At 44.1% G+C, this 21,258-nt stretch carries 18 protein-coding genes; 10 read left to right on the top strand and 8 right to left on the bottom strand.

Features of this window, described 5'->3' with window-relative positions; genetic code table 11:
- Window positions 1-12: 12 nt before the first annotated feature.
- The 6 genes from HUO09_RS13130 to HUO09_RS13105 all read right to left on the bottom strand — a co-directional run bounded on the left by HUO09_RS13130 (window position 13) and on the right by HUO09_RS13105 (window position 7,930).
- Window positions 13-573: a hypothetical protein gene (locus HUO09_RS13130; protein WP_188234256.1), complete on the bottom strand. Its 561-nt coding sequence runs from the start codon at window positions 571-573 to the stop codon at window positions 13-15.
- Window positions 574-630: 57 nt separating this feature from the next.
- Window positions 631-1,194 carry a copper-binding protein gene (locus tag HUO09_RS13125; RefSeq protein ID WP_167412881.1) on the bottom strand — a complete coding sequence of 188 codons (564 nt, stop codon included), beginning with the start codon at window positions 1,192-1,194 and terminating at the stop codon, window positions 631-633.
- Window positions 1,195-1,223: 29 nt separating this feature from the next.
- On the bottom strand, window positions 1,224-4,343 hold the full coding sequence (locus tag HUO09_RS13120) for an efflux RND transporter permease subunit (RefSeq protein WP_188234255.1): 3,120 nt from the start codon (window positions 4,341-4,343) through the stop codon (window positions 1,224-1,226).
- Window positions 4,340-6,064: an efflux RND transporter periplasmic adaptor subunit gene (locus tag HUO09_RS13115; RefSeq protein WP_188234254.1), complete on the bottom strand. Its 1,725-nt coding sequence runs from the start codon at window positions 6,062-6,064 to the stop codon at window positions 4,340-4,342. The genes HUO09_RS13120 and HUO09_RS13115 overlap by 4 nt, the downstream gene beginning before the upstream one ends.
- Before the next feature lie 15 nt (window positions 6,065-6,079).
- Window positions 6,080-7,462, bottom strand: a complete 1,383-nt coding sequence (locus HUO09_RS13110; RefSeq protein WP_373563699.1) for a TolC family protein — start codon at window positions 7,460-7,462, stop codon at window positions 6,080-6,082.
- A gap of 84 nt (window positions 7,463-7,546) precedes the next feature.
- A complete protein-coding gene (locus HUO09_RS13105) occupies window positions 7,547-7,930 on the bottom strand; it encodes a hypothetical protein (protein WP_188234253.1) in 384 nt (127 codons plus the stop codon).
- Between the two features lie 197 nt (window positions 7,931-8,127).
- Between HUO09_RS13105 and HUO09_RS13100 the strand changes: the two genes are divergently transcribed.
- Both HUO09_RS13100 and HUO09_RS13095 read left to right on the top strand, forming a co-directional pair.
- Window positions 8,128-9,045, top strand: a complete 918-nt coding sequence (locus HUO09_RS13100; protein WP_188234252.1) for a LysR family transcriptional regulator — start codon at window positions 8,128-8,130, stop codon at window positions 9,043-9,045.
- 255 nt (window positions 9,046-9,300) lie between these two features.
- A complete protein-coding gene (locus HUO09_RS13095; protein ID WP_188234251.1) occupies window positions 9,301-9,957 on the top strand; it encodes a nitroreductase family protein in 657 nt (218 codons plus the stop codon).
- Window positions 9,958-10,048: 91 nt separating this feature from the next.
- Here the strand turns inward: HUO09_RS13095 and HUO09_RS13090 are convergent, their stop codons facing one another.
- Window positions 10,049-10,942: a LysR substrate-binding domain-containing protein gene (locus tag HUO09_RS13090; RefSeq protein WP_167412875.1), complete on the bottom strand. Its 894-nt coding sequence runs from the start codon at window positions 10,940-10,942 to the stop codon at window positions 10,049-10,051.
- Window positions 10,943-11,038: 96 nt separating this feature from the next.
- Here HUO09_RS13090 and HUO09_RS13085 point away from each other — a divergent pair, with 96 nt between their 5' ends.
- A complete protein-coding gene (locus HUO09_RS13085; protein ID WP_188234250.1) occupies window positions 11,039-11,218 on the top strand; it encodes a hypothetical protein in 180 nt (59 codons plus the stop codon).
- Between the two features lie 20 nt (window positions 11,219-11,238).
- Here HUO09_RS13085 and HUO09_RS13080 read toward each other — a convergent pair whose 3' ends face one another.
- The gene (locus HUO09_RS13080) at window positions 11,239-12,150 is read right to left on the bottom strand and encodes a LysR substrate-binding domain-containing protein (RefSeq protein WP_167412873.1); all 912 of its coding nucleotides are present in this window, start codon (window positions 12,148-12,150) and stop codon (window positions 11,239-11,241) included.
- 91 nt (window positions 12,151-12,241) lie between these two features.
- On the opposite strand from HUO09_RS13080, the gene HUO09_RS13075 reads away from it, so the two are divergent.
- The 7 genes from HUO09_RS13075 (at window position 12,242) to HUO09_RS13045 (ending at window position 21,255) form a co-directional block, all read left to right on the top strand.
- Window positions 12,242-13,165, top strand: coding sequence for a DMT family transporter (locus HUO09_RS13075; protein ID WP_223159438.1), 924 nt, complete (start codon window positions 12,242-12,244; stop codon window positions 13,163-13,165).
- Between the two features lie 363 nt (window positions 13,166-13,528).
- On the top strand, window positions 13,529-14,194 hold the full coding sequence (locus HUO09_RS13070) for a response regulator transcription factor (RefSeq protein ID WP_167412872.1): 666 nt from the start codon (window positions 13,529-13,531) through the stop codon (window positions 14,192-14,194).
- Entirely contained in the window at window positions 14,194-15,621 is a 1,428-nt protein-coding gene (locus HUO09_RS13065; RefSeq protein ID WP_188234249.1) for a sensor histidine kinase, read from the top strand. Before HUO09_RS13070 ends, HUO09_RS13065 begins: the two co-directional genes overlap by 1 nt.
- Complete coding sequence (locus HUO09_RS13060) at window positions 15,618-16,679, top strand: ABC transporter substrate-binding protein (RefSeq protein ID WP_188234248.1); 1,062 nt, start codon at window positions 15,618-15,620, stop codon at window positions 16,677-16,679. The genes HUO09_RS13065 and HUO09_RS13060 overlap by 4 nt, the downstream gene beginning before the upstream one ends.
- 116 nt (window positions 16,680-16,795) lie before the next feature.
- The gene (locus HUO09_RS13055; protein WP_188234247.1) at window positions 16,796-17,860 is read left to right on the top strand and encodes a 4-oxalomesaconate tautomerase; all 1,065 of its coding nucleotides are present in this window, start codon (window positions 16,796-16,798) and stop codon (window positions 17,858-17,860) included.
- 168 nt (window positions 17,861-18,028) lie between these two features.
- Window positions 18,029-19,144 carry a tripartite tricarboxylate transporter substrate binding protein gene (locus HUO09_RS13050; protein ID WP_188234246.1) on the top strand — a complete coding sequence of 372 codons (1,116 nt, stop codon included), beginning with the start codon at window positions 18,029-18,031 and terminating at the stop codon, window positions 19,142-19,144.
- Between the two features lie 113 nt (window positions 19,145-19,257).
- A complete protein-coding gene (locus HUO09_RS13045) occupies window positions 19,258-21,255 on the top strand; it encodes a tripartite tricarboxylate transporter permease (RefSeq protein WP_188234245.1) in 1,998 nt (665 codons plus the stop codon).
- Window positions 21,256-21,258 lie beyond the last annotated feature (3 nt).

Below are 21,258 nucleotides of genomic sequence, written 5' to 3'. Positions count from 1 at the left end.
TTGTGTAAAAGTTTACTTCACATCAATGGTCAAGTAACTTTGATTGTAGTTTAGCGTGATAGCCCCTTTACTCGGAGTCCAATCAATCGCTTTAGTCTCATACGGGTTAAGTTGAACGGTCTTCTCAGAAGTTAACTGAGGCAGGGAAAGTTCAACAGGTTCAAATAGCTTGTTAAAAACGACCAACTGGGCAGGGTTATCTGCGTCAATAGTGACGCTTGAACTGGTCGAGGTTTCTTCTATCGTCCATTCCACCAGAGTGATTTGCCCTAATGCTTCTAGGTATGCGGCTAGGTTTTCTCTGTCATCGTTTGACAGTGTGCTGGCGAGAAGCTGCATGGTTGGTTCGTTAGCCAAGCTGGCGTTGATGTCATTCAGCGTTTTGCCACGAATGTTTCCTCCAACATTGCCTGCGCCGTTAGCAAACTGACCGTGACAGGCAACGCAGCCGTAACCGCCAGCGGTTCTGAAAAGCTGCATACCCGTTTCCACATTAGGCGATGTTTCTGCTTGAGCCGTTAAGCTGACCAAAGAAAACAAGGCGCCGACTATTAGGTTTTTTACACTGTTCATGAAATCGTTCATTTCTCCAACAGAGCCCCAACAGCTCACTGTCGGGGCTGCTTGCCATTACAGGCTGATATTCTTCATCATGCCAGCTTCAGCATGACCCGGAATGTTGCAGGCAAACTCTACATTTTTGTCACCGTGGAAGTGCCATGTGATTTGCTTCGCTTTGCCCGGTTCTACGGTTACTGCATTGCCCATATCATGCATGTGTTGACCATTCATGTTTTTCATCATTTCGCGGTGCTCAATTTGTTCCGTCACTGAGCCAATAGTGAACTCATGATTGATTTTGCCTGTATTCATCACAACAAACTGCACGACATCATTCGGTTCAATTTTCACTTCTTTTTTGAAGGTGATTTTCATGTCGTCAGACAGCATTACGTGAACCACTTTGTCCGGTTTTGAACCCATGGCTGGCATACCAACATCAGACATCCCATCCATGTTCATCATATTGTTATGATCCATCTTCATGTCTTTCATCGTAGTGTTAGACGACATCTGACTGTGATCCATCGAACTATTCATAGAACCCTGGTCATTAGAGTTTGAGTGGCTCATATTGGCAAAAGCGACAGAAGAGCTGATGGTTAGTGCGATAGCTAGAGTAAGTTTTTTCATCATTAATTCCTTATTTATCAATTCGGTATTTATTTGGTTTCACGCTGTTTCCACAGCTTAAAGATTGCAGGGATTACCAGCAGGGTAAGTAGTAAGGCTGACGCCATTCCGCCAATCATAGGGGCCGCGATGCGTTGCATAATTTGCGAACCCGTACCATGGCCATACATGATGGGTATTAAGCCAATGATGACGGTGATAACTGTCATCATTACTGGGCGAACACGCAGCCCGGCACCTTCGCGAATGGCGTTATTGAGGTCATCTTTGCTAAGCGGGATGTTTCGTTCTTCGGCTTTGAGCTTGGTGTAGTGCCAGGCTTGGTTAAGGTAAACCAGCATGATGACGCCTATTTCAACCGCCACGCCGGAAAGGGCGATAAAGCCAACTCCCACTGCAATAGACATGTTGTAATTGAGTGAGTACATCAACCATAAGCCGCCAACCATAGCCAATGGCAGGGTCGCCATGATAATCAGCACTTCACCTACGCGTCGGAAGCTGAAATAGAGCAGCAGGGTGATGATGGTCAATGTAATTGGCACGACGACACTTAAACGCTCTTTCGCACGCTCCATATATTCGTACTGACCTGACCATGCGAGCGAGTAACCTGCTGGCAGTTTCAGTTCTTCTGCTACGCGTTTTTGTGCTTCAGATACATAAGAACCGAGATCTCGACCTTCGATATCAACAAACACCCAGCCGTTAGGACGCGCATTTTCTGTTTTGATCATCGGTGGGCCATCTTCGTAGCGAATATCCGCCACATCCGCCAATGCTATGCGAGCACCGTTTGGTGTCACCAATGGCAGATTTTGCAGTTTCACTACCGAATCACGGTAGTCTTGCGGATAACGAACGTTGATAGGGTAACGTTCCAATCCTTCAATGGTTTCACCCACATTCATGCCGCCAACTGCGGTGGAAACCACTTGTTGTACGTCTTTGATATTCAGTCCGTAACGTGCCGCTGCTTTTCGCTTAATATCAACAGTCACGTATCGGCCACCCGCAACGCGTTCAGCGTAAACAGAGGCAGTGCCTTCGACTTGGTTAAGAATTGGCTCCAACTGTGAACCGATACGTTCAATGGTGCTCAATTCAGGACCAACGATTTTGATACCAATTGGTGTTTTAATACCAGTGGCTAACATATCGATTCGGGTTTTGATTGGCATTACCCAAGCGTTAGTTAAACCGGGAAATTGAATCAGGTTATCAAACTCTTTCCGCAGTGATTCTGTGGTGACACCTTCACGCCACTCTTCACGCGGTTTAAGCTGAATGACGGTTTCGATCATGGTGAGTGGAGCCGGGTCGGTTGCCGTATCTGCACGGCCGACTTTACCCCATACCGTTTTTACCTCAGGTACGGTTTTGATCAATTTGTTGGTTTGTTGCAGTAACTCACGCGCTTTACCAATCGAAATCCCCGGATAAGTGGTCGGCATGTACATCAAATCGCCTTCATCCAATGGTGGGATGAATTCGCTGCCCAGTTTACTGGTTGGGTAATAGGCGGACGCCATTAGCGCAACGGCCAATACCAATACCGATTTCGGGAAGTTTAAGCTTAGGTTAAGCAGAGGGCGGTAAAGACCTACCAGTGCTTGGTTAACTGGGTTTTTATGCTCAGGAAGGATCTTTCCGCGAATAAAATAGCCCATTAATACCGGAACCAAGGTAATGGCTAAACCTGCTGAAGCTGCCATCGCGTATGTTTTAGTAAAGGCGAGAGGAGAGAACATTTTCCCTTCTTGGCCTTCAAGCGCAAACACAGGCACAAAGCTTAACGTAATGATAAGCAGCGAGAAGAACAGCGGTGGACCCACTTCCTGCGCGGCATCACCAATGACTTGCCAGCGATTTTTATCCGTCAGTGGGGTGCGCTCTATATGCTTGTGTACGTTTTCAATCATGACGATTGCACCATCCACCATGGCACCGATGGCGATGGCTATGCCGCCCAGAGACATGATGTTGGCGTTAATGCCTTGCCAGTGCATGATAATAAAAGCAGACAAGATGCCGACAGGCAGACTCAGAGCAATGACTAGAGAGGAACGAATGTGGAACAGGAACAGCGCACACACAATCGCTACCACGATGAACTCTTCCGCTAACTTCTTCCAAAGGTTCTCAACGGCAGCATTGATAAGCGTAGAGCGGTCATATGTAGGTACGATTTCTACACCATCAGGCAGGCCGCGCTGAAGCTCTTCAAGCTTGGTTTTGACGTTGTCGATCACTTGGCTTGCGTTCTCGCCAAAGCGCATCACAATCACGCCGCCAACCGCTTCACCTTCGCCATTGAGTTCAGAGATGCCACGACGCATTTGTGGACCTAATGAAATGTCTGCAATATCGCCAAGCAGCAACGGTGTACCTTTGTTGGTCACTTTAAGCGGCAGAGACTGAATATCTTCAATATTGGTCAAATAGCCGGTGGTGCGAACCATATGTTCAGCTTCTGCCACTTCTATAACCGAAGCGCCAGTCTCTTGGTTACCGTTTTGAATCGCCATGTTGACTTGTTGAAGCGTCAAGTTGTAAGCGCGCAATTTAGCCGGATCAATCTGGATCTGATACTGCTTAACCATGCCGCCTACGGTGGCCACTTCAGAGACGCCATCAACCGTTTGCAATTCGTATTTTAAGAACCAGTCTTGCAGGCTGCGTAGCTGAGCCAAATCATGTTGACCGGTTTTGTCTTGCAATACATAGCTGAATACCCAACCCACACCTGTCGCATCAGGTCCCAGTGTTGGTTTGGCATTGGCTGGTAGCTTAGGCGCAACTTGGCTCAAATACTCCAGCACTCGCGAACGAGCCCAGTACATGTCGGTTTTATCATTGAAAATGATATACACGTAAGAGTCACCAAAGAACGAGTAACCACGTACGGTTTCAGCCCCAGGTACCGCCAGCATTGCGGTTGTGAGCGGATAAGTAACTTGATCTTCAACCACTTGCGGTGCTTGTCCAGGAAAGCTGGTTTTGATGATCACCTGTACATCAGAGAGATCGGGAATCGCATCGACAGGTGTGTTTTTCACACTAAATAAGCCGCCAGCCATAAGCGCAACGGTTGCCAGTAGGACAATAAAGCGGTTTTTCAGAGACCAGCGAATAATGGCATTGATCATTGTTTGCCTCCGACTCGCTCAATACTCTTCAGGGTGAAGTCGTTGTTCTGTTTCTGTACTAGAAATCGAACACGCTCACCTTCCTCAAGACCGGAGAGTTTAATATCAGGATTGACAGTGAAGTTCATTTCGCCCGCTTCCCAGTTCCATTCTGAAACCGGTAGGTGTTGAAGCGTGATCATACCGAAGTCTTGCATCAGCATTGTGATGTCGCCTTCCAGCCACACTTCGCCCGCTACGACACTGCCGTCTGATTTAATGTCGATGACCTGATATTGTCCATCCGGCGTTTTTTGCAGTTCAAACTCGACCATTTGTCCGGACTTCAGAGCATCAATATCAACATTCTCGCCAGCAGTGAAGTTCATGGTCATGCCCGGCCAATTCCATTCAGGCACTGGCTGGTGGTTAATCGTGAGAGTGCGAGACGAGGATAAAACATCGCTGATTTCGCCTTTCGCCCACACACTTTCCATATCTACTGCAATACCATCGATACGAGCCAGATCTGCCGTTTGGCTAGATTCAGAATCAAGTAAGAAGTGTGCTGACGTTACAACTTTGCTTTGCTCAGTAAGACCTTGCAAAACTTCCACTTTATCACCCGCTTCACGTCCGATTTGAACGCGTGCAGAACGATACTTGCCATCACCTTCAGACAAGACTACTCGAGTCATTCCGCCAGAGCGGATCACTGATGATTTAGGAACCGTCAGTACTGATTCTTCCGTCACTGGTTGTAGCGAAATATTGGCGAACATATTTGGCTTTAGCTCGCCTTGCGGGTTAGGGAATTTTAGGCGCAGACGTAAAGTACGGGTTTGCGGATCTAAGATAGGGTAGACATAGTCAATTTCACCTTGCCATTCTTTGCCCGGTAAAGCATCTAACGTCATCTTGGCAGTGCTGCCAGCTTTAACCCAGTGTGACTGGCGCTCGAAGACTTCCGCATCAACCCATACATTCTCAAGTGGGCCAGCACTGATCACAGCCTGAGCGGGTGACAAATAACCGCCTTCACGAACATTGAGATTAGCGATGATACCGTCAGCCTTTGCTTTGATATCAATCGACTGAGACGCTTTGCCACGTTTGACGATAGATTGAATTTGTTGACGATCTACGCCCAGCGTAACCAGTCTTTCGGTCGCGCCTTTGACCAATCCTTCTCTGCCTGTGCGATAGGCATTAATCAGTTCTTCTTGAGCTTTGACCAACTCAGGCGAGTAAAGAGTAAACAACACATCGCCTTTGTTTACTTTATCGCCGATTGCGTTGACGTTCAGCTTTTCAACCCAGCCTGCTACGCGCACGTTGGTTTGCCATAACTGGCTTTCATCGAAAGCCACATAACCCACGGTTTCAATACTTGGTGTGAGAGGTGTCATCTGCGCAGACGCCACTTTTACGCCTAAATTATTTTCAACGGCTGGGTCGATTTTAACGGTTCCCGGCGCTTGGTCTTGGGCTGCATCTTCTGCATAAACGGGGATCAAATCCATACCCATCGGTGATTTGCCCGGTTTGTCGCGTTTATAGTTCGGGTCCATAGGGGCAACCCAATATAGCGGCTCATTGCTAGACTGAACTTGGCTTGTTTGTTCTTCGTGACCAGCACCATCTGTTTGAGAAGTGTGTGTTTGAGACAAGAGTGTTTGTGCACCAAAGCCCAGAGTTGCGCCGATAACAAGCGCGAGTGTTGTTACTTGAATTGTTTTCATTGTTCTTCTGCCTTGTTATTGCTGCTCTGACGTTGTAGTAATTTTCGGTTTATCAACTTGATAGCTGTAGCTATTGAGTAATGCGGATAAGTTGTTATTAACCAGATTCAGGTCGGTGATGAGGCGCTGAAATTCCAGCTTTAATGCAAGTGCATCACGAGTCGCTAAAATCACATCGTTAAATTGAGCAGTGTTATTCTGGTAACCTCTCTCCGTTGCTTTTACACGTGAATCCGCTTGCGGAAGCAAAGTCGATTCGAAGCGTTCGAGACGTTGAGTGAGGTTATTTTTGTCAACCAGCAGAGCGTTGACTTTGGCGTTCATTTGTTTGAGCAAGGTGTCTTTTTGAGACTGAGCTGCACCCACTTGGTATTGAGCCGCGGCTAAGTTCTTATCTTGCCTATTACCCGTGAAAAGAGGGATATCCATAGTGATATAGGCACTGACTAAATCAGATGCCGGCTCACCCCGCATGTTGTTTGATTGACGATAGGCATACATCACTTCGACGCCGAACTGCGGAGCATAAGATTCGCGTGCAATATCGACTTGTGTACGACGTGCATCAATCGAAGAATCCACCATTCGCACAGCGGGGTTCTGATTCAGTTGTGAGTAGAAATTACTGTTGCTCGCGGTATTTTCAATATTTTGCAGTGCACGCCAGTCCAATTGATTGGAAGCTTCAAGCTGGTCTGTATTGATAAGCCAATCTGAACCTAACCACTCAGATAACTGAGCCTTCAAGCGTTGTTGCATTTGCTCATTCGCTTGGATCTTTTCATCCAGTTTAGCGACTTGCAGTTGTGCGTTGATAAGGTCTTGAGCTTCACTTTTACCAATGGAGTAATTGGTTTGAATGAAGCTTTCCAGCTCAGTTAAAAGCGAGCGGTTTTCAAGCAGAACTTTATTTGCCACTTGCTGATAACCAAGTTCCAGCCATATCTGAGTAATGGCGTTTGCGACTTCCAGCTCTCTTGCTGAAACTTTCATTTCCAGCCCGCCAGCTTGCTGACTTGCTTTTCTATCGTTGAGATCTGAAGTGTCGCCACGGTTGAATTGCTGCATAAGACCAACGGAAATATTGGTCATAGGGTCTTCATCGAACGCGAAGCTATCTGTTGGTAATCCAGTGACGCCAAATTTCAGTTTTGGGTCCATTTGGGTTGCACTGGCTTTACCCGTTTCGCGCATTGCCTGAGCTTCTGCGTAGTACTGACGTCGAGTTCCGTCATTAGAAAGTGCAGCTTCAATTAACTGCGATAGCGTTTTTTCGGACGTTGACGCTACACTGTCCGCGGTTTGCTCATTTACGAGCGGTTCACCAGCGTATAGAGGTGTAGTCGTCAATACCGCTGCGCTGATAGACAGCGCCAAAAGGCATTGTTGAATTTTCACGATTTATAAATCCATCACTGAGCGCATGACGCGCACGAGAATTCTTCCGCATGAATCTACGGAACCTAAATATGATTGATGGATTTAAGCGCTGGGCGGCCGCTCTAGACTTCTTGGGGTATGGACAACATCACCGGATGTTGGCGATGAGAACAAAGCTAATGAGGTTTCTGCTGTTATCAAAACATCTGGAACAAGCAAAATAGCTACGGCTGTGGTGCAAGTGGTGTCACAACAGTTATGAATGATGTCCTTCGACATTTCACATTGGCTGCCTATGGAATCTTGCTCCATCTGCATTTTGTGATGCGCAGACATTTGCTGTGTTTGGCAAGCAGGAGAATAGGTTTTCATATCATGCGACATTGGGCTGGTCATCATTCCTGCACTTGAAGCAAAGCCGGACATAAGCAAGGCTGCTAATGTCAGGATTGTAATCCAAGTTGTTGAAATGATGTTTAAGCGCATGACAAACCGAATCAGGGAATTTGGCTAGAATATAAAGCTTTCCCCTAGGGCAATGTCAACAACTGACATGATATTAAATGTTTAAAGATAAGTCCGAATGGAAAAACATATCTGATTTACCGTACTATCTTGAAATCAAGTTGACTGGTATTCGCCTTTCAACACTCCGAGTACACAAAGAACAAGTAGACTGAATCATGAATGTAGAGCACTTAAAGCTGTTTGTACGTTTGGCTTCTAGCCAAAGTATCAGTATGGCTGGACAGGAGTTGGGTTTGTCTCCGGCTGTGGCAAGTTCGCATATCAATAAACTTGAGGAAAGCCTTGGGGTTCGCCTTGTACATCGAACCACTCGTAAAGTAGCCATTACCGCCGAGGGGCGGGCGTTTCTCCCCTATGCGGAAGAAGTATTGGCATCCGTAGAAGCGGCTAAAGGTGCGGTTGGTGTTGGTCACAGTAATCCGACTGGTACTCTGCGGGTAACGGCGCCTGCATCGTTTGGACGTATGCATTTGATACCGGCAATGAACGGGTTTATGCAACGTTACCCTGAACTCAATATTGAGTTTCGATTTTCAGATTCGATCATTGATATGGTGGAAGGTGGCTTTGACGTGGCTATTCGAGCTGCAGAGCTAAAAGATTCATCGTTGGTGGCTCGAAAACTTGCTCCCGATCGCCGAATTGTCGTTGCTTCTCCTGCGTACCTGAATCAATTTGGGGCTCCAGAAAAACCGCAAGATCTGGCTAACCATCAATGTATTAACTTGATCGGTTTGGATAACTGGACGTTTAAAACCAACGAAGGGATTATCAGTGTGAAAACCTCGGGCAGACTGAGATGTGACAACGGAGATGCAATGCGTGATGCAACAACGGGTGGTTTGGGCATTTCCATTAACTCTATTTGGAGTGTGTATAAGCAACTTAAGAGCGGCGAATTGGTGGAAATTCTGCAAGATTACCCACTAGCGATGGATGCAAGTATCTGGGCGGTTTATCCAAGTTCTCGCTTGATTGCGTTAAAGGTCAGAGCTTTTATTGACTACTTCTCTGAGTACTACGGACAGCCAGCATATTGGGAAGCTGATCTTAGTGATGGCTCTGCTACTTAACTCTATGAGTCATCGCTTTGATTAGACAAAAGAAAGTGGGTTAACAACAGCGTCTGTTCATCAAATCAGTTTCACAATATCAAGGACTTAACAAGTTCGTTGTTGGCTTTTATTTTCAACAAAATAAATAAAGTGATTATAGAAAACAAAGTATTCTCAATTTTTGATGAGTCTATATCATAGGGTCAACTCTGAGGTCCGTGATGGTTTTGATACACAACGTACCTTTAATAATTGATGTTAAGGAGAGCAGTAATGTCTCATCAAATTATCAAAGATTTAAGCATACGCTACACGACAAAAAAATACGATGAATCGAAGCGTATTTCTAAAGAAGATATGGCGATTATCAAAGAAGCAATTCGTTTGTCTGCGTCATCAATTAACTCTCAGCCTTGGAAGTTTATTGTGATTGAAAGTGATGAAGCAAAACAACGCTTCTACAACACGTTTGCCAATAAACACCAGTTCAACCAACCACATGCAAAAACAGCGTCACACACGATTCTGCTTGCGCATGATCCAAAGTTCACTAAAGAAAAATACGCTAAACGTCTAGATGCAGAAGTTGCTGCAGGCCGTTTATCGCAAGAAAAATTTGAAGCACGTATGGGTGCTTACGCATTTGCTGAGCTGAATACTGATGAAACCGGTAGCAACAGCAACTGGACTAAAGCTCAGGTTTACATTGCGTTGGGTAACTTGCTGCACACACTGGCTCGTCTAGGCATTGACTCTACGCCTATGGAAGGTGTTGATGCAGAACTTATTGGTGAAGAGTTCAAACAAGAACTTGAAGGCCATGTTTGTGAAGTAGCGTTGGCAATCGGTTATCACAAAGAAGATGAAGATTATAACCACGCTCTACCTAAATCGCGTTTAGCGCTAGAAGAAGTAGTGACTACTTTGTAATTCCTGCATCTTTTTCTGCCTGTCAGTGGCGAATTTGAAATGATTCGACACTGGCAGATTATTTTCTCTTCTCCAGTGATGGCTTGAATATCTATTTGGCCGATAGCTCGTTTTTCAACCACGATTTAAATGCTTCAACTCTTAACGCTCTCGAAGAAGACGGATCGCTTATCAGTGAATAACGAATCCCCGGCGTTAAACCAATATCAAACGGTTTTACTAATAATCCGCGTTCGACAAAATCAGCAGAAATACTTTCAGTGGCGAGACAAGCCCCATGTCCTGCAATAACTGCGTTAATTGCCATATCAAAGGTTCCGACTTCCATCCATTGTAGGCTTTCTCTTCTCGCATTGACTTGTGCTGTGGCGAACCAGTGATCCCAACTGAATGATGCCGAATGGAAATCAATCAACCAACATTTTAGTAATTGCTCGGGGCTTTCAAATTTTATCGATTGAGCGAGTTCGGGTGAACAGTAAGGGTAGATGGCTTCCTCAAACAACGTTTCTTGTTCCAACTCCAAATGTTGGACATTTTCTTCGCCTTGCCAGATCAGTACATCGGTTTCAGTATGACGAATATCAATATCTTTGATGTTTTGTACACGAATTGGAATGTGCGGAAATTCCATGGTGAATTTCCATAACCTAGGCATTAGCCAACGTGTAGAAAAGGAGCGAGGTGCGCTGACATTGAGCAGTCCTTCAAGTGGTTCATTTTGAATTCGATTTAATCCGGTAATGATCTGCTTAAATCCGTCATCGATGTGTTTATGCAGTATCTGTCCTTTGTCGGTCAGATGCATTTCTCGACCTCGCCGAATAAATAATTTGCACTTTAATTCTTCTTCCAGTTGTCGCAATTTTTGGCTAATTGCCGCTTGAGTAACGAAATGTTCTTCAGCAGCTTTACTATAGCTTTTCAATCTTGCCGCTGATTCGAAATAGCGAAGAGAAGAGAGATGACGTAATCGTTTATCCATAACCTGTACTAATAGTAAGTGTAAGAAATCGTTGTTCGCGACTCTTGTGTATTGCTCAGATAATATCTCTATCTCGAACGGAAGCAAGGTGAAATTATGCTGTTAATCGCAAAAATAAGAAGAGTGGTTATCGATGTATCCTTTATATATAGATGGCTTAAAAAGGAAAAAACAAAACGGAATAATGATGCTGTAGCGTTGAGCAAACATCTCAAAAAAGACATTGGTGTTTTAAATGATTTGCCAGAAACTGAACACTATTCGAAGTATTTATAAGGTGAGCTAATGATGTTGGCTCACTGTCTGTTGGGCGTTTCAGTAAACTCTTTTTGTAACCAAGATTTCAGGGTGACGACATTTTCGTTACGCAGCTTTTCTGGTCTACAAACGAAGAAAAATTCCTGATGTGGGTTGTTAACAGGTGTACCTACTTCAACCAGCATACCGTGTTTAATATCATCACGAACGAATAAGCGATGAGTGACCAAAATGCCTAGCTTTCGAATCGCTGCTTGTACTGCATGAATGGAAGCGATGAAGTTAAGGTTTTTATTTTGCTTTGGTACGGGAAGGGAATTTCCTTCACACCAAACGCTCCAGTCCATTTTTCTGCGCAGGTTTTCAGCATAAATGGCTGGGTAACGTGCTAGAAGATCAGCTGCGGAGGGGCTTGCTTCAAACGAATCCAGTAATTCAGGGCTGCATACCAACAGCAATTCATCGTCACCGAGCTTTTCACAATAGTAATCTTGCCATTCATCATTTTTACCATGGATGATCGCGACATCAACACCTTCTTGGTTTAAATCAAATGAGCCAATTAAGTTGGAAAGGCGGATATCGATGTTGGGAGCATATTGCTGTAAATCACCCACTCTTGGAACCCACCAGTGCATGGCGAGTGAGTTGACCATATTCACCGTAATTCGGTTTGACTGAGGCTGCTGGGTGACCGACTCCGTTGCAGCAATAATCGCTTTTAACGCAGGAGCTACGTCATTGTAGTACCTCTGACCTATGGCATTAAGCTGAACCTGTCTGCCAATTCTCTGAAACAGTGGCTGGCCAATCAATGATTCAAGATTTTTAACAGCTTGGCTGATTGCAGAATGGCTTACGCTAAGTAAATTAGCCGCTTCAGTCATGCTACCTGTCTCAGCGACAGCGACAAATGCGTAAAGAGATTTGAGTGGTGGTCGTCTATTCATATGTAAGTTTATCTAACAGGTTTGTTTAAATATATTCGTTTTTTTCTTTGTTGTCATTGCTCTACTATGAGCCGGTCAATAGGGGAAGATTATGTTGTTAAAAAATCGCGCTGTACCTTATATGCTCATTTCAACATTCAGTATGTCGTTAACTGGGCTTGTATTAAAAAAACTTACCGAAATGATGGGGATTGAACTTCTAACATTTCTACGATTCTTTATGCCTGCATTATTGCTTTTTGCCATCGTGGGGGTTTCCAGATTACCTTTACCACCTCGCTCGGTCATTAAAGCATTGATCATTCGGGGCCTGTGTATAGCGGCATGTCAACTTTGCTTTATCGCGTCACTAAACACTCTGTCACTTGTCGAGACAAGCGTGTTGTTTGCTACTGGCCCTATATTTATCGCCGTTTTGGAAAAGCTGATTTTTAAAGTGAAAATCAAGGTTGAAACCAAGTTTGGCTTAGTTGCCACTTTCGCTGGGGTTTTAATGTTGGCTGGGGACGTGTCTGGCATTCAATTTAGACCAGAGCTACTCATTGGTTTAGGGGCTGGCTTATTTAACGCTGGTTCTCAAGTGAGTTTGTTTCGCGCCAGCAAGGGAGAGGTTAAAGCTTCAGTGTTAAACAGTTGGACATTTCTTATCGCCGCCGTAAGTGTACTTCCTTTAGCGTTTATCTTTGGGTTATCCGATTTTGATACTCAGATGTTGCTTGAGCCTCAAAATAACGTATTTGTATGGGTATGTTTATTGGGTCTTTCCGTCACCGTGGTAGGGAATCAAATTTTACGTTCGAAAGCGTACAAGCTGGTGGAAAGCAGCTCTCAGCTTGCGCCACTTATTTTCACCAATTTGTTGTTTACGATGATTTGGCAGGTTCTGTTTTTTGATGAAAGTTTTACCAAACATCAGGTAGTCGGAATAGCGCTGATTGTGTTTGCAGCACTGATGAACACCTTTGCAGCCAGACTGTTTAAGTATTTTTCTTATATCAAAGCTCATCTTGTCTAGATGATTTCAACTGCAACTTAAAGAGGCGTTATTTCACTGAAATAACACCTCTTTTTTATACAGTTCTGACGGCAATTTCCCAACCAGTCTGTTTGCATCCCATTCTTGGTAAATGTTCTAAAATTAGGGTGTCGCAAACCTGTCATTTCGCTGACTTAGTGATCTGTTTTTTGACAAAATATTCATAACTGTGACTAGTATTAGAAATAATTTAACAAAAGTATTTTAACAAGCGTTGATTGGTGTAACGTTAGTCCGAACCATGCACTCGGTATAGAAAGTGACAGGTTAGGCGTTTGGATATTTTGCAGGTTGGCGGTGCGCTAACTTCGCAAATTGATTTTCAAGGATGTTATCAAGCTAATGAGAATTTTGATTGTAGAGGATGATCGATTAATAAGTGAATCTCTTGAGCAACGTTTTCACGATCTCGGACATGGCGTAGACTGCGCTTATGATGGGGCTGTTGCGTATTCACTCGTCTGCCATACTCAATACGATTTAATTATTTTAGATTTAAATCTCCCTAATCGCTCTGGTGAAGAAATTACCAAAAAAATTCGGCAACGCTCAAACACCCCAATTTTGATACTGACTGCTCGAAAAGAGATCCATGATCGCATCAATTTACTTGATCTCGGGGCTGATGATTTTTTAAGTAAACCCTTTGACCTGGGAGAGCTAGAGGCTCGCTGCCGTAGTATCGTCCGCCGAAGTCAAGGTAACGACCACAATGTCATCGAACTAGGGAACCTAAGTTTTGATTCTGCAACTGCAACAGTGCTGGTGAACGGAGAAAGTATAAAACTGAAACAGCGAGAGTATCGTTTACTCGAAGTGTTCATTAGCCACCCAAACCGAGTGTTGAGTAAAGAAGAAATCATCGACCATTTATACGGTTATGACAATCCTCCCAATCACAATGCCATTGAAACTTATGTCGGACGATTACGCAAAGCTTTGGCTAGCAGCAATGTAGAGATTAAAACTCTGCGTGGTTTGGGGTATGTGCTGGCTGTGCAATCATAATGTTCCAACTATCTATTTCTACACGCTCACTACGCTTCCAACTCTTTGCGTATTCCGCAAGCGCATTGCTGTTTATCGGTTTGATTTCAATGTTGGCGGTAAAGCGTTATGCGTATGAAACGGCTCAATTGATCTTTGATAGCCCTCTGGCAAACACCGCACTACAAATTCTGGAAGAAGTGAGACTTGAAGGTGATGAGTTGAGTGTTGATTTGCCATTTTCCGCATTTAGTGGGCTTGCTGATTCACCGCGAGACAAAGTTTTTTATTTGATAACGACCAAGCAAAAAGAATATGTGACCGGATACGAGTCCTTACTGAACGAAGATGTTGTTACCTCGCAAATCGATTCGAATCCTCTGAGATTGGAAGTAGTTCCTCATTTCTTTGATTTAAAGTTTAAACAACAGCATGTGCGTTTTTCCTTGGTTGGCCGTGTTATTAATACCAGACAGGGGCCGCATCATGTCTATGTGTTGGTTGGACAAACGACAGAAGCCAGGAAGGAATGGGAGCAACAATTGTCGAGTGCGGCAATTCAGCTCATTATTGGAGTCGTAATCTGTACTGTTATCGTCATTATTATTTTGATCATCCAGGTCTTGAAGCCAATTAAAAGTATCAATAGAAAAATTTCCCAGCGTTCAAACATTGACCTGACGCCAATAGAAGTGGAGGGGCCAGAAGAAGTGATGCATCTGGTCAAAACGATAAATAGCTTCATGTTTCAGTTGGATGAAACCTTAGTTAACTTGAAAAATTTTACCAGTGAAGCGGCGCATCAGTTGAAGACACCGCTTGCGGGAATGAGGTCACAGGTTGAACTGATATTGAGCAGGGACAGTTCTCCTCAGACGGCTCAATCGTTAAAACGCGTTTTGGAAGCTTGCGGTATTTTAGAACGCACAATCGAACAACTTTTGAATCATGCTACTATCAAACACCGTTTTCGTAGCATAGAACCCACGAACATCAACATTAACAAACTTGCACAGTCTGTATGCAGAGAGCTTGCTATCAATGCGCTAAAAAGGAATATCAGTCTAAGCTTCCAGCAAAGCGGACAGTATCAAATTAAAGGGGATGAATTTGCGTTGAAACAAATGTTATCCAACTTAATAGAAAATGCGATTAAGTATTCGCCTGATGATAGTGTCGTAGAAGTTGAAGTCGCTTTACGAGGAACCAAAGCCATTATCTTGATAAGAGACTTTGGTATCGGAATTAGAGATAAAGATAAACCACATGTATTTAAGCGGTTTTATCGAACATCTGAAAATACGCACTCGGGTACTGGCTTAGGAATGAGCATTGCCGCTGATGTAGCTGAAAAATATCACGCTCGATTAATGTTGCGAGACACTGATCCACAAGGATTAACTGTCGAAATACAATTTCCATACCGGAAATGGGAGGAAATTCAATGAGTAAATTTCGCTCAGTATGTTTATCTATAGTGTTTCTGTTAGGCGTTTCGAATGCCTTCGCGATCAGTGATTCACCTAAAACGCTCCGCATCTTTGGTGCTGCTTATCAGGAGGAGATGCAACCCTTGCTTGACGATTTCTCTATGCGTAACCCCAACATAGAGATTGAATATCGTTGGATGAGTAGTGAAGTTCTCGACAATTACATACGTGAGCAGAAAGAACCACAGCCCGATATCACTATTAGTTCTGTCATGCACTTACAGATTGGCTTAGTAAACGATGGTTATTCTCTCGAACACAAAAGAGAGATTAAAAGTGGCGAAAGTTATCCTCGTGCTTTACCCGAATGGAGCCAATGGCGGGATGAACTTTTTGGCTTTAGTTTTGAACCTGCGGTTATTGTGTTTAATCGTTCGTTTCTTGAGGGGAAACAAGTTCCTTCTAATCGTATTGAATTGTTGTCGTTTATTCGACGTCATAGTGATGAGCTTATGGGGAAAATTGGTCTCTACGATATTCGCACTGTAGGCATTGGGTATTTGTTGTGGGCTTTTGAACGTCAACAAGCGCGTAACTATGGGCAGTTTTTAGAGCTGTTCAACTACCATAATGCACGCACATTCGGTAGCTCACGAGCGATGTTGGATGCGCTAAGCAGAGGTGAGATTTCTATGGCCTATAACATCCTGGGTTCTTATGCACGCAGTTGGCAAAAGCTGAACGATAACGTCACCATCGCGACTATGAAGGATTACACCCCCGTGATCATTCGAACCGCACTGATTAATAAGACGACTGAGAACGAACTCGAAGCAAAAAGATTCATTGATTATCTGCTTTCTTCTTCTGGTCAGTGGGTGATGGCTGAACAAACGAATATGCCATCGATACGTTCTGATATTAATATCGTCAATTCTGCTTCCTATATGCGGGAACAATATGCTGAAGAGCTGAAACCTATGCCATTAGATGTTCGTCTGCTGGTATTTACAGACAAAAGTAAGCGTCAGATAGTGACTACCGAATGGGAGAACGCGCTGAAAAACTATGACTGACATTACGTTAAGTGATTTTGCTGTATGACGAGTCAGTGATTTGACAGGTTCATTTTGTAGCTTGATACCACCACTTTTGGGACTTGAAAGTGGAAATAATGGTAAAGGAGCTAAAAATGACACAATCTCAATATATTCCTTGCATGCTTATCCGCGGCGGTACTTCAAAAGGTGCCTATTTTCTCGCAAGTGACCTTCCTCAATCACCAGAAGCTAGAGATCAATTGCTGATCAAAATTATGGGTTCTGGCGATATACAGCAAATCAACGGTATAGGTGGTGGTACAACCTTAACCAGTAAAGTTGCGATCATTTCGCCATCCCAATCCAGTGACGCTGAAATCGACTATCTCTTTGCTCAGGTAGGAGTTGAAAATAAAACCGTTGATACCAAACCGTCCTGCGGAAACATACTCTCAGGTGTTATCGCGTTCGCTTCAGAAAAAGGCTTGGTTGAACTGAATGAAGGTTCGACGACGATTCGCGTTAAAAATATCAATACCAATACTATTATTGAAGTAACAGCAGAAACGCCCAATAAGAAACTCAAAATTGATGGTACCACTTCAATTGATGGAGTGCCTGGTACCGGTTCTCCAGTGTTACTCAATTTTTTAAATGTTGGTGGATCTAAAACGGGTAAATTATTCCCAACCGGCTCTGTTAAAGAAATCATTAACGGCATTGAAGTAACTTGTATCGATGCCGCTGTCCCTATGGTTCATATCCCAGCTAGTGCGCTTGGTTTGATTGGTAACGAAACCAAACTAGAGATCGACAGCAACGCCGAACTGCTCAAAACGATTGAATCAATTCGTATCATAGCCGGTGAAAAAATGGGTTTAGGGGATGTTAGCGGCAGTGTTATCCCAAAAGTATCGATTGTTTCTCCTCCTCATGGTGTCGGTAGCATCACTTCTCGTTATCTGGTCCCACATAACTGTCATGCAAGCCATGCTGTTACTGGCGCTATCTGTGTTGGCGCGGCAAGTTTGATTGAAGGAACAGTTACTCATCAGCAAGCCAAAGATCCATCGTCTACGGTAGTCATTGAACATCCAAGCGGAAAAATTGATGTAAAAATCACTTTGTTTGAAGGGGAGTTTGAGCCTGTTATTGCTCAAGCGGCGTTGGTCAGAACGGCAAGACCACTATTCAAAGGGGATGTTTACGTTGCTTAGAGTATGCAAGTTGCATCTTATCAACCTAGGGTAACTTGAGATCTATGTAGCAAAAATGTTAATGGCGAGTGCGTATGTCAGTTTGGTGACAGTTTGGATTCTTACGGTATACACATCGCAATGACGCGATTGACATTTAATACTGCCAAAAGAGTTTTAGGAGGCGCTATGCTGCTTAACCATAAATTTAACAAAACCATGTTACAAGTCAGCCGCCATATCACATTCGCTGCCTTAACAACCTTCTGTGTAACATCACAAGTGAATGCAAAACCGGTGAGTTTTGAAGGCGAACGAATTGAAATGACCGTACCTTATAAGGAAGGCGGTGGTACGGACACTTGGGCACGCTTCTTCGGCCCTTACATGACACAGTCTCTTCCTGGCGAGCCTGTTGTTATGATTAAAAACATACCTGGTGGTGGCTCAACCAAAGGCGCAAACCAGTTCGCACGCCGCGCACAAGATAACGGTTTGGACATTTTGGCCAGCTCTGCTTCAACTCACTATACCTATTTACTCAATGATCGCCGTGTTAAATATGACTATAACGATTGGAAAGCGGTACTGGCAACGCCAACGGGTGGAGTCGTTTATATCTCTTCTAAAGAGGGGATTAAAAATGCTGAACAGTTCGTCCAAAATCTAGACAAACTTCAATTTAAGTATGCAAGCCAAGGGGCAACAACCATTGATCTAGTTCCACTTTTAGCCCTCGACCTAATTGGTGCCGATGTACAAGCTGTTTTTGGTATGAAAGGACGTGGCGCAGGTAGACTTGCGTTTGAAAGAGGTGAAGTGAATCTCGATTCTCAAACAAGCTCTGCTTACCTGAAAAAGGTGCTACCACTTGTTGAAGAAGGCAAGGCTGTTCCTTTGTTTAGTTTCGGTGTGATTGATGAGAAAGGTAAGTTACAACGCGATCCAAATTTCCCAGATATTCCTCATTTTGGTGAAGTATATCAACTTGCAAAAGGCGACATAGAAACCTCACAAGGATTCAAAGTTTGGCGTTCGTTCTTTGTGGCTGGTTTCGTTGCTCAAAAAGTGTTCTTCCTACCAAAATCAACACCAGAAGATATCCAGCTAGCTTGGCGCGACTCAATGACCAAACTTGTAGAAGATCCCGCTTTTCTAGATCGAGCTGAAGAGGTTCTAGGTAACTATAAACAGCTTACCGGAATTGAAGCAGATCAAGCGGTTGATGCCATCCTTTCTCTGGACGAAGAGAGCAAAAAGTGGGTTGCTAAGTGGTTGAAAGATAAATACAACACCAACCTTTAATGCTGATGTTCTCACCGTACAACACAAAATAATATCTAACATCGCACTGATAAAATAAGCAGTGCGATGCTCAGATTCACCTTAGCGCAATGTGAATATAAAAGGATTCAAGGATGTTTAGTGAATTACTTACCGCTTTGCAGACAATTTTAACATTACACCACCTCACCTATATGCTTGGTGGTGTAATGCTGGGTTTAGCAATAGGTATCTTCCCAGGACTGGGAGGAATAGCCGGTTTATCTTTATTGCTACCATTCTTGTATGGGATGGACCCCGTGTCTGCTTTAGCAATGCTAGTCGGCCTAGTTGCGGTTATCCCAACTTCAGACACTTTTACTTCAGTATTGATGGGGATACCCGGCTCTAGTGGGTCGCAAGCGACTGTGCTAGACGGTTTCCCAATGGCTAAAAACGGACAAGCAGCACGTGCACTTTCTGCTGCATTTACTGCTTCGTTATTTGGCGGTTTATTTGGTGCCGTTGTCCTAACTGGTTTTGTTCTCATCGCGCGACCGGTGATTCTTGCATTTGGCTCCGGCGAGCTGTTTATGCTAACACTGCTTGGATTAACCATGGTTGGCTCATTGGCAGGAAAAAGTTTGGTCAAAGGTCTGTCTGCATGTGGGCTTGGAATTCTGTTAGGAAGTGTCGGTAGTGCTCCTGCTACTGGTGAATACCGAATGACTTTTGATAACTTCTATTTGATGGATGGAATACCTTTGGTTGTTGTAGGCCTTGGTATTTTTGCTCTGCCCGAGATCATTGACTTGTTACGTCAAAACAAACCGATAGCGAATGCCAGTAAATTGGGATCAGGCTGGCTCACAGGGATCAAGGATTTCTTTGAAAACAAATGGCTCGCATTACGCTGTAGTGTGATCGGCTGTATCATTGGTGCATTGCCTGGTTTAGGCGGAAGTGTTGTCGACTGGATTGCCTATGGGCACGCTGTTCAAACCACGAAAGATAATCCTAATTTTGGCCATGGTGATGTAAGAGGTGTTCTTGCACCAGAGTCATCCAATAATGCCAAAGAGGGTGGCGGCTTAGTGCCAACGCTGCTATTTGGCATTCCCGGTTCAGGTAGTATGGCGGTATTCCTTGGAGGAATGGTGCTAGTTGGGTTAGAGCCAGGTCCTGCGATGGTGGGTAATGATCTGCACATTACTTATACGATTGTTTGGTCGCTTGCGTTAGCTAACATCTTCGGTGCGGCAGCATGTATGCTTATTTCCCCTTGGGTAGCGAGACTCACCACTGTTCGATACGCATTGTTAGCGCCTTTCATGGTGATGGTTATTTGCTTTGCAGCATTCCAAGCGACTCGTGACTTGGCGGATTTAGTAACGTTGTTGGCTATCGGTGTTCTTGGTGTATTAATGAAAAGATTTGACTGGCCTCGACCTGCTTTTCTCATCGGCTTTGTACTCGCATCAGGAATGGAAACTTATTTATACCAAGCAGTTCAGTTTGACGGCGTAGGCTTTTTGCTTCGTCCCGGAGTGATGATAATCGGAGCAATTACTATCTTGTCACTCGTATTCATGATTCGCCAGAATATGAAAAAGGAAAAGTCAGCAGATACCGATACAGTCGGCAAAACGGAGAAAACATATAAAGCACCTACCCGTAATCCTCAAGTGCTGTTTGCTGTCTTGGTTAATATTGTCTTCGCGTATGGAATTTATGACGGTTACCAGCATAGCTTCTTAGGCGGCATTTTCCCCATCTTTGTTGCCAGTGTTATGTGGCTACTGTCTGCAATTGTTGTGGTACAGCTTCTTACTCGCCCAGATGATTCTGCGGTTTGCTACGACAATGAATATGCACAGGGGTACGCATACGACAGTAATACTGCGTCGATTATGCACTACGTATACTGGATTGCAGCACTTATCTTAGGTAGCTATTTAGTTGGTTACATTATCGCTATTTCTCTGTTTTTCTGTGCGTTCTTAATGAATAAGGCTGGGATGAGTCTGTGGCGGTCATTGACGGTGACAACTGCTGCTTCGGGATTTCTGCTTGGACTTACTCATCTTATGATGCTTGATTTGCCTTCGGGCTTACTACAAGAAACTGTTTCGCTACCATGGCCGTTAGGGTAAGGA

This window comes from Vibrio sp. Y2-5 (assembly GCF_014596725.1).
Classification (GTDB): domain Bacteria; phylum Pseudomonadota; class Gammaproteobacteria; order Enterobacterales; family Vibrionaceae; genus Vibrio.
This window is presented reverse-complemented; position numbering and strand designations above follow the sequence as displayed.

Coding starts and splice junctions, on each gene's coding strand:
- HUO09_RS13065 (WP_188234249.1), top strand. CDS start 14,194: ATGTTCCAACTATCTATTTCTACACGCTCACTACGCTTCCAACTCTTT.
- HUO09_RS13085 (WP_188234250.1), top strand. CDS start 11,039: ATGCTGTTAATCGCAAAAATAAGAAGAGTGGTTATCGATGTATCCTTT.
- HUO09_RS13100 (WP_188234252.1), top strand. CDS start 8,128: ATGAATGTAGAGCACTTAAAGCTGTTTGTACGTTTGGCTTCTAGCCAA.
- HUO09_RS13080 (WP_167412873.1), bottom strand. CDS start 12,150: ATGAATAGACGACCACCACTCAAATCTCTTTACGCATTTGTCGCTGTC.
- HUO09_RS13055 (WP_188234247.1), top strand. CDS start 16,796: ATGACACAATCTCAATATATTCCTTGCATGCTTATCCGCGGCGGTACT.
- HUO09_RS13120 (WP_188234255.1), bottom strand. CDS start 4,343: ATGATCAATGCCATTATTCGCTGGTCTCTGAAAAACCGCTTTATTGTC.
- HUO09_RS13090 (WP_167412875.1), bottom strand. CDS start 10,942: ATGGATAAACGATTACGTCATCTCTCTTCTCTTCGCTATTTCGAATCA.
- HUO09_RS13125 (WP_167412881.1), bottom strand. CDS start 1,194: ATGAAAAAACTTACTCTAGCTATCGCACTAACCATCAGCTCTTCTGTC.
- HUO09_RS13105 (WP_188234253.1), bottom strand. CDS start 7,930: ATGCGCTTAAACATCATTTCAACAACTTGGATTACAATCCTGACATTA.
- HUO09_RS13095 (WP_188234251.1), top strand. CDS start 9,301: ATGTCTCATCAAATTATCAAAGATTTAAGCATACGCTACACGACAAAA.
- HUO09_RS13045 (WP_188234245.1), top strand. CDS start 19,258: ATGTTTAGTGAATTACTTACCGCTTTGCAGACAATTTTAACATTACAC.
- HUO09_RS13060 (WP_188234248.1), top strand. CDS start 15,618: ATGAGTAAATTTCGCTCAGTATGTTTATCTATAGTGTTTCTGTTAGGC.
- HUO09_RS13075 (WP_223159438.1), top strand. CDS start 12,242: ATGTTGTTAAAAAATCGCGCTGTACCTTATATGCTCATTTCAACATTC.
- HUO09_RS13115 (WP_188234254.1), bottom strand. CDS start 6,064: ATGAAAACAATTCAAGTAACAACACTCGCGCTTGTTATCGGCGCAACT.
- HUO09_RS13130 (WP_188234256.1), bottom strand. CDS start 573: ATGAACAGTGTAAAAAACCTAATAGTCGGCGCCTTGTTTTCTTTGGTC.
- HUO09_RS13050 (WP_188234246.1), top strand. CDS start 18,029: ATGCTGCTTAACCATAAATTTAACAAAACCATGTTACAAGTCAGCCGC.
- HUO09_RS13070 (WP_167412872.1), top strand. CDS start 13,529: ATGAGAATTTTGATTGTAGAGGATGATCGATTAATAAGTGAATCTCTT.